Origin of the sequence: Magnetovibrio sp. PR-2, from assembly GCF_036689815.1 — a bacterium.
In the GTDB taxonomy this organism is placed as follows: domain Bacteria; phylum Pseudomonadota; class Alphaproteobacteria; order Rhodospirillales; family Magnetovibrionaceae; genus Magnetovibrio.
Genome location: NZ_JBAHUR010000022.1, coordinates 23,701 through 37,040, shown reverse-complemented (window position 1 = coordinate 37,040; position 13,340 = coordinate 23,701). Strand labels below are relative to the sequence as shown.

The window sequence follows — 13,340 nt, the reverse complement described above, 5'->3', positions numbered from 1 at the left end:
TACAGTCTCCACATATTTACCAAGATACACCTTACCTTTTACCCCTACTTTACCGCACAAAGCTTTATCCATACGGGCAAAGCAAGCCATAATCGTTTCCACAGCACATAAAGGCGTTTTGGGATCGCCGATGCATGTGGATGAGGAACTATCAGAACTGATAAAACGGAGTTCATCAGGTGGTGGCACATCGGCCAAGTGTTTGGCCTCGTTTTGTGCATGACTTGTGCAGGCCGTCAGAGCAATGGCCATCACACTCAAGGTGAGCAGTGTTTTCCATATTTGGATCATGCTTCGCGTTCCTCTTCCCGCTCACTGAACAAATTTAAGCCGCGTTTGGATGTACGTGAGGTCTGGTTGGTCGTGCATGAGGTGTGCTTGGGACATGGTCGTTCCTTTTGAATACGCAGACATCATACGACCATCGCGCGAGTCAGGAAATTAAAATTTGGTGTTTTTTGACCGTGCGGTTTTCGGTTTTGCAAGGCTCGTAGTAGGTCTTCATTTCAACGTCGATGGGCTCGACCAACGGCCAAGACGATGGTGGGTTTACACGGAGCGCGCCAAAGCGTACGCAACCCAACAACACGTTCGGCACACCGCGTCAAACGTCATCCATCAACGACGCATCGCTGATGCCGAAAGTCCCGGACTCGAAATCCAACTCGGTGTTGAAAACTCCCATGGGGCCGCTGCCCCCCCCCCCCTCACGGGCAAACACGTTAAGTGAACTGTCACAGTAACGTAGGTTTATATTTTCTGGGGGGTGTAGATCATGTTTTTCAAACCAATTGGCGGAGACTCACTGAGGTGTGTAAACGTTATGATATTTTCTCTGCTCAATGATATCCGTTAAAATCAACTCATAGAGCTTGAAGGTTTGAGTGTTGGGCATCGGAATAAAAATCGAACCACACGAAATGCCACATTTTTCAACATTGTAAAACATGTCCTCTTGAAGCTTCCGATATGCATTACGCAATTGATCCATAGTCTGGCGAATATCTTCTTTGGTCGCTCTTGAAAGCAAACTGAGGTTTTCGACAATGCTTTCTTCAAGGCATTTGACACCTTGGTATGCTGCATTGTCGTCATCGTGTGTATGTACGTCTGAATTGTTGGCGCGAATGACATTATCGCATTTCTCGATAATTGAACTTGCCATGGGGATGAAACGAAAATCGGCAAGCTCGTCAGAAAAGTTTTCAGTAAAATATTCAAATATAGGTGAATCAATTTCGACGTTTAAAAGAGAGGCAAGGTTTTTCCATCCTCCATTGCCATCTTCTACATATGTGTATGCCAAATCAATACGATCTCCATTTATTGAAATGGCATGTTCTTTACTTGTCTTTGATTTCTTAATTTGAATTGAGTCAATTTCGATTTCCCGAAACGCAATACTTCCACATGGTTCGCAAAATTCACGTAGAACCTGTTTGTCTTTGAGAATTATATATGCTGCTCGCGCCTTATCAGTTTCAACATAGACAGCTTGATCAGCAAGTGCTTGTCCGGAAATTAAAATCGAGAATATAAACGCTAGGCAATATGAAAGGCCTATACCGGAATAAGATCTGTTAGCACGATAAAACATAGGCATCTAGATTCCACGCTCTTCTTACCGCTCCTCCGAGCGTCCACGCGACAAATCAAAGGTGCGTTTGGGGGATGGTTGTTCCTTTTGAATGGCTACCCATCATACGACCATAGAATGAGTCAGTAAAATAAATTCTATTACTTGTTAGACTTGCGGTGTGTATCTCTGTCGCAAGTCCGGCTCCCCAAAGCGCACGTCTCCGTTTTATTTCCGTTCGTTGTGTCACAATCCTAAGAGCAGGTCGTCTCATAGCTGTAGGGGAGAGGAACATTTGGCAAATTTAAAGGAGACAGCCTATGGCTATGCCCACTCCCGTGAACGGAATGATCACGGACGCCGTTACCCAAGCCAACGTCAAAGTACTGGGCGATGCCCCGGCTATGGCAATGGGTGCAATCTTCCAGTCGCTTTCGCACTCTACAGGTATCTTGTATGAGAACGCTGTGAGCTCGCAACAGCAACTGGGTATCGCGGCCCAAGCTTCCACCAATCAAGGCGTTATTCAGATCTATTCCGTACCGCCCATGTCCGCAGCTGTGGCAACGTCTAAGATCGCAAATTCCGACGTTCCGGACAATATGCTGTCTTTGTTGACCGCTCTGCGCGCAACCACGTCCTAAGTGCACTTGGAACATTCTGGCCCGATGTCGGGGACGGGTCGGAATTCCAAAGCAACGGAAAAAATTTTGAAAAAGTCAGTTCATAAATCACAACTGCCAACAACCGACGTCTCTACCATGAGAGAGGTGCACCGCAAGGCCGAACAAACAAGCCTCGGTGCCAGGCAGTCCTAAACGATGTAAAGGAGATCGAAAATGGCTCTACCCACTCCGGTTAACGGCCAGATCACGGACGCCGTCACCCAGGCCAACGTCAAGGTTCTTGGTGACGCCCCCGCAATGGCGATGGGTGCTCTGTACCAATCGCTGTCCCATTCCACGGGTATCTTGTACGAAAACGCCACCAGCTCGCAGCAGCAACTGGCTATCGCTTCGCAAGCCGCGACGAACCAGGGCGTTATTCAAATCTACAGTGTCGACACCATGGCTGGTGCCGCCGCAACGTCCAAGATTTCCCAGTCCGACGTGCCGAACAATATGCTGGCATTGTTGAGCGCTCTGCGCGCATCGACCTCTGGCGTCAGCTAAGCGCAGAAACGCGTCCGAACACCTGAAACCTGCTTGCCCTTTGGGCGGGCGGGTTTTTTGGTGCCATTTTACAAGCCATTGGAAAACGAATTAAAAACACATGTTTTTTCATCACAACACCGGGCCTATGGCGTCTCATAACTGAACGCACGATGCACAGACGAGTGCACGGCATACAGAGAAAACAGACAAGTAATCAGGTCTTTTTTAAGGAGAATTCAGATGGCACTTCCGACACCGGTTAACGGTCAAATCACCGATGCAGTTACCCAGGCTAACGTTAAGGTTCTGGGCGATGCTCCGGCCATGGCAATGGGCGCATTGTTCCAATCCATGTCCCACTCCACCGGCATCCTCTATGAAAATGCAGTGAGCTCGCAACAACAGTTGGCGATCGCTTCCCAAGCTGCAACGAACCAAGGCGTTATTCAAATCTACAGCGTCGACACGATGGCCGGTGCTGTCGCAACGTCCAAGATTTCCCAGTCCGACGTTCCGGACAACATGCTGTCTCTGATGGCAGCTCTGCGCGCCTCTACGGCGGGTGTCAGCTAAGACGCCCTGGCGGCATTTGTGGACCTGATGGCTTGTTAAGGGCCCTAGGGACATCGCAACCAAACCCACCTCGTGTTTTAGGTTGCGGTGTCCCGGTCCCGCAAATCATCCCGCCTAAAAAAGTATTCACAAGTTTAGCTTTGCGACGTCAAAGCAAGAGGGAGAGGCCGGTATTCGTCCGGCGTGGATTAAGAAGAGTGACACCTTTCGGTGTAGGAGACGACTGATGGCGAACACCCCAAAAGGAGCAAATCCAAAAGCACCGACTGGACGTGCCCAGCGCAAAACGGCTGGGAAGAAAGCCGCCACCAGACCTCAAGCCAAAAAAGCGGCATCTCAAAAACCCGCAGCGAAGCCCCAAAACGAACCGGACTGGAACGACGAGTTTGATGACCTACTCGGGTTCGACAGTTTGGAAGACGGTCCTGTTATGGATCCGGAGTTCGAAGCGTATATGAAAGCGGCTGCGCAGCGCTATATGGCACACCGTCAGGCTGGTTCAGGCCAGCAATCGTCAAAACCGCGCAAACAGCGTGCGCAAGCAGAGCCCCCCACGGGTGGTTCTGGCAGCGGGCAGGTGGCCGGTGGCGACGATTACTTGAACATGCTGACGCGCATATTGGAAGACATGGGCTCTGGCGAAGCTTACCCCGGCCAGCACGAAGAGATGGCAGGTGGGGTCAACATGATTTTGGGCTCTGGCCCGGCGTTTGCAACCCTGAACACGATGATGACAAATTCGTCGGCGCAAGGCTCGGTGTTGTTGAACGCAACGCAAATGCAAAGACAACTGGACCAAGTCGGTTTGGTGTGCACCAGCGCGTGCGTCAAGCAATTGCTGAACATGAACCAGTCGACGGGGGACGGTGAATAATCCGCCCGCGACATAGGGGAGAGAGATCATGGCAGACAAAATTGAACAAAGATTGGCCGATACAAATGCCGTGTTGATGGGACACGGTGTCGGTGTCGCCGCGCTTGAGGCCATGTTTAATCTGGTCAACAGTCAGTCCGTTCTGTCCGCAACAATGATACGCGATCACGAATTGTCGCACCCCATTCAGATGCAAGCCCTGGCCCAGGCCTTGTCCCAACTGTTGGCGTGTAGCGATGCCATGGGCTGTAAGTCGAGATCGCCCATCAACATTCCGACCTCAGCGGTCGCCGTGGACATTCCACCCGCGCAACCCACGGCGCAACCCACAACTCAGCCCCCCGTCCAACCTGCAGGCCAAAGCAGTGTCGACTTAGGCGCGGTGTCGGATCTGAGCGCGCTGGATGGCATTAAAAAGGGTGCTGGCGCGGATGGACAACAGTCCAGCATCAATCTGGATTCAGTGGCTTCGCAACACGGTCTGGACGGTGAAATGATACAGCAACTGTTGATCCAGTTTATGTCCATGGCCAGCAAGCATATGGCCGATGTCATCGAGAGCTCGCGGCCTCACTTGGAAGTTACCTAGGAGGCTGGGATGCAGTACGAAACGATAGAATTTGAGAAAGTGAAAGGCTGAAGGCATGGCGGATCTTGTTCATTCCCAGATCACGGATGCAGTCACCCAAACAAACGTCAAAGTTTTGGGGGAAAGTCCGACGGGTGCGCTGGGCGTATCGTCACAGGCCATGTCTCATGCCATGGGTTTGGCGATGGAAAATGCAACTCAAACTCAAGGCGGCATGCAGCAGATCGGAAATTCTGCAGCCGCGGCCCTGATGTCGATGATAACCAAGGCTGGTGCGTCTTGATGTCACAACTGTACGCCACGTGCGTCAGTTTAAGAGTCTATTAATATCCGTGAGAGGTTTTTTGCGGAGGGGAGAGGAAGGATTTTCAAGAATGGCGCTGCCAACACCAGTTAACGGATTGATTACGGACGCGGTTACGCAAACCAATGTGGCCGTGTTGGGGGTCGCCCCCGCCCAGGCCATGGGTAACACGTATCAAACGGCAGTACATTCTCTGAGCGTGATGTATGAGAACAATACTTTGGCTCAGAAAAACAGTTCCATCACGTCGCAGGCTGCGGCTAACCAAGGTGTGATGCAACTGTACGGCGCCGCCACCATGGCCAGTGCGGCCGCTGCGTCGAAAATCGCCGAGAGCGACACGCCGGAATTGATGATGGCTTTGTTGGCGGCACTCGCGGCTGAGAAGAAATAATGGAGTACTCGGGCTCACCCGTTTCGGTGCGCCAGTCGGGTCAAGCAAGTTAGGGACAAACAATGGCTGACAGTACAAGCGTCAATTCACAGATCACGGATGCCGTGACACAGACAAACGTCAAGGTGGTGGCCGAGGCCCCCGCGCAAAGTATGGCCATGGTGTACCAAACCATGGCGCACTCGATTTCCTTGGCGATGGAAAATGCCATGCAGGCCCAAGGCGGTCTGCAGCAAATCGGCAACGCCGTGACGTCCAGCGGGGTACGCATGATTTTCGATGCGGCCAACTCCGGCAGCAGTAAATCCAGCTAACACACCAATAGGGGAGTGAGGGCCTAAACCGCCTTTAAGTAAGCCATGGGTGACGATACACGAAACGTTTTTCCGCCGGATTCCAACGACGACGCATCTTCGTCCCAAGACGCGTCGTCCAGCGATCAAGACAGCACGGCGAGCTCTGCGTCAGACAGTTCTTCTTCCGACAGCGGCGGCGCAGTGGCGGCTTCTTCATCATCAGGCGGTGTGAATCCGCAGATCCTGGACGCCGTCAGCCAGACCACCTCTGCCGTCATGGGCACGGCCGCCAATCAAGGTGCGGCGACGGCGTATCAAAAGGTCGCCCAAGCCACAGCCTTCGCCGTGCAAGACGCCACGGACTATTCGCGTAACATTTCCAACATCGCCATGACTGCCCAAGGTGTTATCGTGACCAAGATGTTGGAAGACCAGTCCAACATTCCCATCTACACGCCGGTGCTGGCCACCTTGCAAGAAATGGTGACGGCCGCCGCCACCAACTTGGCCACGGTCGGCACCACCGCCGGCGACATCGCCACCAGCTATCCGGCGACAAAGACTTAAGTGCTTTTTCCCGAACCCTCAGCGTCATGTACGCGCCTGAACTCAGACCGCCTTTGGGCGGTCTTTTTTTGTTTTGCCCTGCGGCTATGAAAACAAGAAACCCTGCCTCAGGCAGGGTGATGGGGAGGGAAAGGCGTGTTAAATCACTTTCGCTTGTCGCAACCGGTCGCGGGCCAGCTGGATGCGTTTGCGCACCGCGCAGTTGGACAGCCCCATGGCGTTGGCAATTTCGTCATAGGACTTTTCTTCGACCACGCGCAGCAGCAAGGGCTGCAACAGCGACATGGGCATGTCGCACAGGTGCTGCTCCAGTTCGTCAAAGATCTGGCGCATGTGTAAGGCTTCGTCCGGAGCCCTTGGGGGCTGTGGTGTGATGTTGGGGGCTTGTTCAGGATCGTCACCGTCGATCTCGTCGCTTAGGCGCGCTTGGCGCTTGTGGGAGCGGTGCTGGTCCATACAGGCGTTGTGTACCAGGCGTGTCAACCAGGCGCGTTGATTGCGGATGGTTTCGGCGTTGAAGTGCTGCGAGCCTTTGAGCATCGCTTGGCTCAGCGCATCCTCGGCATCGGCTACGTTTCCGGACATAAAGCGGATGCTTTGTTTGAACAGATAGTCCTGATGCTCCATCCACACCTGCCAAAACTCCTCAAACGGATCAAGCCCGCCGTCACCAAAAGGTGATCGATCGGGCTTGCGCAAGGGGTGGTCGGAAGGCGGGGCGGGCGGCGGCGGAGCAGGCTGGGCAGGAGCCTCTGTAAACATGTCAAGCCCGCCGAATGCTTGCTCGACGGAGCGCGCAATAATGTCCACAGGCGACATGTGTTGAGCGTCCGGCGCCAGGGACCGGGCAATGACCGCCGCCGGGGAGAGGCGTTTCCTACTGCGGGACTTGCGTGTGGTCCCTGGCCCCGGAACCTCGGAAATGGAATCGTTGAGTTGATCGGTATGTGTGTCTTCAAGGTGTTGCCCGTGTGTGCGAAACCCCGGTTGACCGGGAAAACTAAAAACCCCCATGGCATATTTTGACGCCTACCCAGGCCAAACTACATTCATCTGATAGAGATAAATAGAGAATTGCTAATTCCCTAAATAGTTGTGGCTGGAGCAAGAGACCTCCTCTGATAGTCACACCAAATCTGCACTGCTAAATCTCTTTTTGATTGTGCTTAGGCAGTGCGTTCTGTTTAAAGACGGATGAAAACAAGGGTTTGTGATGTTATTTGTACGGATTTTTTTAGCGGCCCATTGCGGTATGATTTAAGCGCATCTCTTGATTGAATATTATGGGGGTGATCGAATTTCATTTAGATGAATAAATTGCACGCAGTGAGCGTGTCTCATTCAAAAAAAAGGCGCCCCTGAGGTGCCTTTTGCGGCAAATCGGCAAAATCAGATCCAAATGTGAGCAGGGTTGTTCGTGGGTCAGTGTGCCGTAGGGGTGGCGGGGGCCAAGTCTTCGACTTGCTTCTTTGCTTCGGACGCAATTAAACGGCGCATGGCGCGAATGACTTCGATCCAAACCACAGTGTTGAGGATTGAAGGGTTGGCGCTCATTTGTCCGACGGCGTTAATCAAGGCAAGGGTTTGGGGGTCCAGGTCCTTAACCGCGCGGGTGAGCTCGGCAATGGTTTCTGGATCGAAAGACGTGGCGCCCCCTTGGCCGTTGTTCAAAGCGGCATTGATCGGTTGTTGCATGGCGTCGCGTTGCTCAGCGACTTGTTGACGCAAGGAATCGCGCTGGTCCGCAAACTGTTGCATGGTGCCTTGTTTATCGTTTACGGCTGTTTCTGCGCCGTGTTGTGGTTGCGGTTGCGGCGGGGCATTCGCTACGGATTGGGCGACCTGTTGGACGTCAATGCTTTGGGCCTTCGCACGGGCTTCGATTTGGGCACATGCTGCGGCCATAACTTCGGGAGAAATACCGTCTGTTTTTCCGGTTTGTTCGACCTGGGCAATTGCGGCGTCAATGGCGTTTTGGGTTACACCTTGGGGCAAGGGTGGCATGTGCACCGTGGGCTGCGGTTGGGCCTGCGGTTGGGCCTGGGCCTGAGTTTGAAGGGGAGCTTGCGGCGCATGGCTTTGAACGCCGGTGTCGACACTGGGTTGGGGCACGTTTGCTTGCGATGTTCCCATATGCGGGATCGCCGTTTGCGGGATCGCCGTTTCCGGTCCGTTTTCGATCGGAAGCGTTGGGTGTTGCTGCTGTGGATGTTGCGGATCTTGTTGTGCTGACATGGAACCTCTCCTGACCGATCAGCCTTTGTCGGTTTTTGTGTCTTTTGAATCCTTATCGGACTCCTGGTCGGACTCCTGGTCGCTCTGGCCCGACGACTTGATGGTTTCAATAATTTTGTCTGTTGCCGCCTGATTGATGTCGGTGCTGTTTTTGATCAAGTCGCTCATCATCGGTCCGGCGCTGGACAAAGCTGCCTCCATGTTGGTTTGTATGGATTTCATGACGCTGTTGGTCATGTTCATGGACTCAATCACCGACTGGGCAATGGCTTTCGGGCTGGGCTTAGAGCTGTCGTCGGCCATGATGCGTTACCCGTCCTCGCCGTCCCTAGGTTTCGAATGGGTGCTTTTGGCTTTGCTTTTACCTGTGCTTTTTGATTTATTCGCGCTGGGTTCGGTCGGGCTTTGGGCTGCAGCTTGCGTTTGCGCTTGGAAGATGCTCACCGCATCTTGCCAGCCTTCCACTTCTTTTTCGTAAGCTGTGATCGTGTCCAACCATGCGGCTTGCCAAGTCTCTTGGTAGTTCTGCACATATTGTTCGTAGTGCTTGGCGATGCATTCCATTGAATTGCTGTCTTGCACCACTCCGGCACTTTCCGTGGTGCTCATTTCATACGCTTCCAAAACCATCTGGTTGGTTTCGAGTATGGTATCGACGCTGGTTGTGGTCGTGGTGTTGTCGCTCATGACACGTTCTCCCCGCTTTGGTGCTATGCATGATCAATAGGGGAGGCCAGCACCGCTAGCTCCCGTCCTAAAGAGCAGACGCGCGAGGAGCCGTTTTGTGAACGCGGTTCTGGTTCAGCGGGAAAAAATCGTGGTGAGCTGTTTGCGAATGGCTTCAGCACAATAGATGTTTTCGACATCTTGGCGTGCAGCTTGGCCGAGGGTTTGACGCAGGGTCTTGTCCTTGGCCAGTTTGTTCAGCGCATCGCTAAGTGCTTCAACATCTTGGAACGGGACCAAAAACCCGTTTTCGCCATCGCGGACCAAGTCTCTGCAGCCGGGCGTGTCAAAGGCGACGAGGGGGCGGCCGATGCTGGCGGCTTCCAACAACGCACGCGGCATGCCTTCGCGGTAAGACGGCAAAACGGCGATGTGGGCATGTTTGTAGATTTCCGCAACGTCGTCGCGTCGCCCCCACCAGTCCATCAAGCCTTCGTCTTGCCAAGCTTTGAGTTGGTCTTCGGAGATGGATGCGGGGTTGGCTGGGTCGGGCGCGCCGACCAAGATAATGTCGAGTGCCGTGCCGCGGTCTTTCAACAGGCGCGCGGCTTTGGCCAACTCACCGATGCCTTTGTCCCACAGCATGCGGCTAACCACCACGGCTTTGGGAGCGAAGGCATCCATTTCCCCGGTTGCGGGAAAGTTCTCCATATCCAAGCCAGAGCCCGGGATTAAGTCCGTGCGTTCAGCAGTTGCAATGCCCAAACCGTTTAGGATGTTCCGGTCATCGCCGTTTTGCACCTGAAGGCGCGCCGTTTGCGGTTTGAGAGCCCAGCGCAAAACAGGTGTCACCGCAGCCCGGACCGTTTGAAACTTCGCACTGTTCGATATAAAGACGACCCCCATCCCGGAAAACAGGTTGAAGGTTCGTTTTACCCCAGCCATTCGTGCAGCGATGGAGCCGTACATGATGGACTTGATCGCAACATGGTAACTGGCGTCGGGTTTTTCTGCGCGGTAAATGCGGATCAAATCCCAAAGGGCTGAAAGTTCAGATAACGGGTTTTGGCTTTCGCGTTTGATGTTCCAAGGGATGGTGCGAAAGCCGAGTTCTTCGATCTTGTCCCGGTGATCGCGCATGCGCGCCACGACGCTCACGTCATAGCCCGCATCCCGGGCCGCCATAGCCGTGGGGACACGGTGAGACAGGAAGGCCCAGTCCTCCGTCACCGTGATCAGCATCTTGGGCATGGGGACCCCTTAACCGTTTTAAAACCTAAACGCCGTAGTACCCTTTGTACCACTCAACGAAGTTCTTCACACCTTCTTCAACGGTGGTGGTGGGCTGATAGCCAACGGCAGATTTCAGGTCATCCACGTCCGCCCAGGTGGCGGCAACGTCGCCGGGCTGCATGGGCAGCATGTTTTTCTCGGCCTTTTTGCCCAGGTTTTCTTCCAGAACTTCAATGTAGCGCATCAGGCTGACGGCTTCGTCGGATCCGATGTTGAACACGCGGAACGGTGCCGTTTTAGAATTGGACGGCTGTTCGGCTGTGGCGTCGGTGATGGGCGACGGCGGTGTGTCGAGCACACGGATCACACCTTCGACGATGTCGTCGATGTAGGTGAAAGAGCGCTTCATTTGACCGTGGTTGAACACGTCAATGGGATCGCCGGCCAAAATCGCTTTGGTAAACAGGAACAACGCCATGTCCGGACGCCCCCACGGGCCGTAGACGGTGAAGAAACGAAGCCCCGTGGACGGGAAGTCGAACAGGTGAGAATACGTGTGCGCCATCAGTTCGTTGGAGCGTTTGGACGCTGCATACAAGCTGATGGGGTGATCCACTTTGTCGTTTACCGTAAACGGCATGGTTTCGTTGGTGCCGTAGACGGAACTGGATGATGCAAACACCAGATGTTTTACTTTGCACTGGCGGCATCCTTCCAAGATGTTGACGAAGCCGACCAGGTTCGTATCCACATAATCGTGCGGTGCGATCAACGAGTGACGGACACCGGCTTGGGCGGCCAAGTTGATGACGCCATCGGGTTTGTGGGTTTCGAACAGCTCGACCATTTTTTCACGGTCCGCCATGTCGAATTTGGCTTCGGTGTAGTTCTCATGATCGATGACTTGGGCCAAGCGATCCTTTTTCAGCTGGACGTCGTAGTATGGGGACAAGTTGTCCAGACCGATGACTTCGTCGCCGCGCTCCAAAAGACGTTGAGAGACGCGATTGCCGATAAAACCGGCGCTGCCCGTGATGAGAACTTTCATGGATGAACTTCTTCGTAAAAATGAGTGAAAACCGTCAGATTCATTGATCTTTCTTTGTCCAGAACCTACCTCATTTCGGCCCGTGAGCAAACAGCAATCTCTAATGTATTGAGGCCCCTTGCGCAGTTGGCGCAAAGTGGGCTTAATAGCGCTCTTGTTTCGGCCAAGAGGGGAGCGGAGCAAGGTTAAAAAAACGATTTGATAGGGAGAGACCACCCATGACCGACAGCAAAAATCCTGAAACCATTGGCGTTCACGCAGGCTGGCGCGCCGATCCGACAACAGGTTCGGTCGCGGTGCCGATCCACCAGACCACGGCGTATCAGTTCAATTCCACCGAACACGCCGCCAACCTGTTTTCCTTGTCGGAATTGGGCAACATCTACACGCGCTTGATGAACCCGACCACGGATGTGTTGGAAAAACGCGTGGCAGCCTTAGAGGGCGGCGTCGCGGCCTTGGCAGTCGCGTCCGGTCAGTCGGCCACGGCGATGGCCATTCAAAACCTGGCCAAAGCGGGCGACAACATCGTGGCGTCGACCGATTTGTATGGTGGAACGTTCAATTTGTTCTCAAACACCTTGAAAGACCAAGGCATCGAAGTGCGTTTCGTGGACCCCGTTGACCCGGAAGGTTTCCGCGCCGCCACGGATGATAAAACCCGTGCGTATTACGCCGAAACCCTGCCGAACCCGAAACTGCGTGTCTTCCCCATCCAAGAAGTCGCCGACATCGGCAAAGAATTTGGCATTCCGCTGATCATGGACAACACCGCAGCCCCGGTTCTGTGCCGTCCGTTGGATCACGGTGCAGCCATTGTCATGTATTCCGCCACCAAGTATTTGGGCGGGCATGGCACGTCCATGGGTGGCGTCATTGTGGACGGCGGTACGTTTGATTGGGAAGGTGCGGGTGCGGATCGTCAGCCAGCGCTGAACACCCCGGACCCCAGCTACCACGGCGCGGTCTGGGTTGAAGCGGTCAAGCCCATCGGCCCGGTGGCCTACATTATCAAGGCGCGCACCACTTTGTTGCGCGACTTAGGCGCGGCCATCAGCCCGTTTAACGCCTTCCAAATCCTGCAAGGCATGGAAACCTTGGCGTTGCGCATGCGCGAACACTCCGCCAATACGGCGAAGGTCGCGGACTTCTTGAGCGCGCATGCGGAAGTGACTTCGGTCACCTATCCGACCCAGCAAGAGGGCGAAGAAAAACGCCGCGCCGAAGCTTACATGTCGGGAGGTTACAGCGGCTTGTTGGGCTTTGAGCTCAAAGGTGGCAAAGACGCCGGCTGCGCGTTTATCGAAGCGTTGCAAATGTTCTACCACGTCGCCAACATCGGCGATGCACGCTCGCTGGCCATCCACCCGGCGACGACGACGCACTCGCAGTTGAACGCTGAAGAACAGCTCGCCAGCGGTGTGACGGAAGGCTACGTGCGCCTGTCCATTGGTATCGAGCACATCGACGATATCTTGGCCGACCTGGACCAAGCGTTGAAAGCAGCGGCTTCGGCTTAAGGCTTTCGACAGCACAATTGAAAAGCCGCACTCTTGTAAGGAGCGCGGCTTTTTTATGGGCATAGTTTCAGGCAAAAAAATAAGTGGGTTAAACCCACTTGTCGAAAATAGATGATACGTCAATTTTGTTGTAGATATCATCAGCCACGCGTCTGGACAGTTGGTCCGTTATGGCGAAAGCTGCGTACCCGATTAAGGTGAGTATCACCGCTATAAGAGCATTCTTGCGTATCGCTCTCAGTATTTTTTGCCATCTCATGTTTTATCTCCATAGATGGTGATGTCTGGCATGCAAATGGTATGCTGGCTAT

General features: G+C 53.8%; 18 protein-coding genes. 10 read left to right on the top strand and 8 right to left on the bottom strand.

The features are described from left to right. Both V5T82_RS17690 and V5T82_RS17685 read right to left on the bottom strand, forming a co-directional pair. Window positions 1–291 (bottom strand): hypothetical protein (locus tag V5T82_RS17690; RefSeq protein WP_332897005.1); only part of this gene is annotated, 291 nt, incomplete at its 3' end. A 511-nt stretch (window positions 292–802) separates the two neighbouring features. Then, window positions 803–1,603 carry a hypothetical protein gene (locus V5T82_RS17685; protein WP_332897004.1) on the bottom strand — a complete coding sequence of 267 codons (801 nt, stop codon included), beginning with the start codon at window positions 1,601–1,603 and terminating at the stop codon, window positions 803–805. Between the two features lie 293 nt (window positions 1,604–1,896). On the opposite strand from V5T82_RS17685, the gene V5T82_RS17680 reads away from it, so the two are divergent. From V5T82_RS17680 to V5T82_RS17640, 9 genes are all read left to right on the top strand, one after another. After that, on the top strand, window positions 1,897–2,220 hold the full coding sequence (locus V5T82_RS17680) for a RebB family R body protein (protein ID WP_332897003.1): 324 nt from the start codon (window positions 1,897–1,899) through the stop codon (window positions 2,218–2,220). Window positions 2,221–2,415: 195 nt separating this feature from the next. Next, window positions 2,416–2,748, top strand: a complete 333-nt coding sequence (locus V5T82_RS17675) for a RebB family R body protein (protein WP_332897002.1) — start codon at window positions 2,416–2,418, stop codon at window positions 2,746–2,748. Between the two features lie 222 nt (window positions 2,749–2,970). Next, window positions 2,971–3,303: a RebB family R body protein gene (locus tag V5T82_RS17670; protein WP_332897001.1), complete on the top strand. Its 333-nt coding sequence runs from the start codon at window positions 2,971–2,973 to the stop codon at window positions 3,301–3,303. Between the two features lie 226 nt (window positions 3,304–3,529). Then, window positions 3,530–4,177 carry a RebB family R body protein gene (locus tag V5T82_RS17665; RefSeq protein ID WP_332897000.1) on the top strand — a complete coding sequence of 216 codons (648 nt, stop codon included), beginning with the start codon at window positions 3,530–3,532 and terminating at the stop codon, window positions 4,175–4,177. Between the two features lie 28 nt (window positions 4,178–4,205). Next, on the top strand, window positions 4,206–4,766 hold the full coding sequence (locus tag V5T82_RS17660; RefSeq protein ID WP_332896999.1) for a hypothetical protein: 561 nt from the start codon (window positions 4,206–4,208) through the stop codon (window positions 4,764–4,766). 55 nt (window positions 4,767–4,821) lie between these two features. Then, window positions 4,822–5,049: a RebB family R body protein gene (locus tag V5T82_RS17655; protein ID WP_332896998.1), complete on the top strand. Its 228-nt coding sequence runs from the start codon at window positions 4,822–4,824 to the stop codon at window positions 5,047–5,049. A 91-nt stretch (window positions 5,050–5,140) separates the two neighbouring features. Further along, a complete protein-coding gene (locus V5T82_RS17650) occupies window positions 5,141–5,464 on the top strand; it encodes a RebB family R body protein (protein WP_332896997.1) in 324 nt (107 codons plus the stop codon). Between the two features lie 62 nt (window positions 5,465–5,526). Continuing rightward, the gene (locus V5T82_RS17645; RefSeq protein WP_332896996.1) at window positions 5,527–5,778 is read left to right on the top strand and encodes a RebB family R body protein; all 252 of its coding nucleotides are present in this window, start codon (window positions 5,527–5,529) and stop codon (window positions 5,776–5,778) included. 45 nt (window positions 5,779–5,823) lie between these two features. After that, window positions 5,824–6,327: a hypothetical protein gene (locus tag V5T82_RS17640; protein WP_332896995.1), complete on the top strand. Its 504-nt coding sequence runs from the start codon at window positions 5,824–5,826 to the stop codon at window positions 6,325–6,327. 138 nt (window positions 6,328–6,465) lie between these two features. Here V5T82_RS17640 and V5T82_RS17635 read toward each other — a convergent pair whose 3' ends face one another. The 6 genes from V5T82_RS17635 to V5T82_RS17610 all read right to left on the bottom strand — a co-directional run bounded on the left by V5T82_RS17635 (window position 6,466) and on the right by V5T82_RS17610 (window position 11,509). Continuing rightward, the gene (locus tag V5T82_RS17635; RefSeq protein ID WP_332896994.1) at window positions 6,466–7,341 is read right to left on the bottom strand and encodes an RNA polymerase sigma factor; all 876 of its coding nucleotides are present in this window, start codon (window positions 7,339–7,341) and stop codon (window positions 6,466–6,468) included. 408 nt (window positions 7,342–7,749) lie between these two features. Further along, the gene (locus V5T82_RS17630; protein ID WP_332896993.1) at window positions 7,750–8,562 is read right to left on the bottom strand and encodes a hypothetical protein; all 813 of its coding nucleotides are present in this window, start codon (window positions 8,560–8,562) and stop codon (window positions 7,750–7,752) included. 18 nt (window positions 8,563–8,580) lie between these two features. Beyond that, entirely contained in the window at window positions 8,581–8,865 is a 285-nt protein-coding gene (locus V5T82_RS17625; protein WP_332896992.1) for a hypothetical protein, read from the bottom strand. Window positions 8,866–8,871: 6 nt separating this feature from the next. Further along, window positions 8,872–9,249: a hypothetical protein gene (locus V5T82_RS17620; protein WP_332896991.1), complete on the bottom strand. Its 378-nt coding sequence runs from the start codon at window positions 9,247–9,249 to the stop codon at window positions 8,872–8,874. A gap of 114 nt (window positions 9,250–9,363) precedes the next feature. Further along, a complete protein-coding gene (locus V5T82_RS17615; protein ID WP_332896990.1) occupies window positions 9,364–10,479 on the bottom strand; it encodes a glycosyltransferase family 4 protein in 1,116 nt (371 codons plus the stop codon). A 25-nt stretch (window positions 10,480–10,504) separates the two neighbouring features. Continuing rightward, window positions 10,505–11,509: an NAD-dependent epimerase gene (locus V5T82_RS17610; RefSeq protein WP_332896989.1), complete on the bottom strand. Its 1,005-nt coding sequence runs from the start codon at window positions 11,507–11,509 to the stop codon at window positions 10,505–10,507. 218 nt (window positions 11,510–11,727) lie between these two features. Here V5T82_RS17610 and V5T82_RS17605 point away from each other — a divergent pair, with 218 nt between their 5' ends. Further along, window positions 11,728–13,029: an O-acetylhomoserine aminocarboxypropyltransferase/cysteine synthase family protein gene (locus V5T82_RS17605; RefSeq protein ID WP_332896988.1), complete on the top strand. Its 1,302-nt coding sequence runs from the start codon at window positions 11,728–11,730 to the stop codon at window positions 13,027–13,029. Window positions 13,030–13,340: the final 311 nt, after the last annotated feature.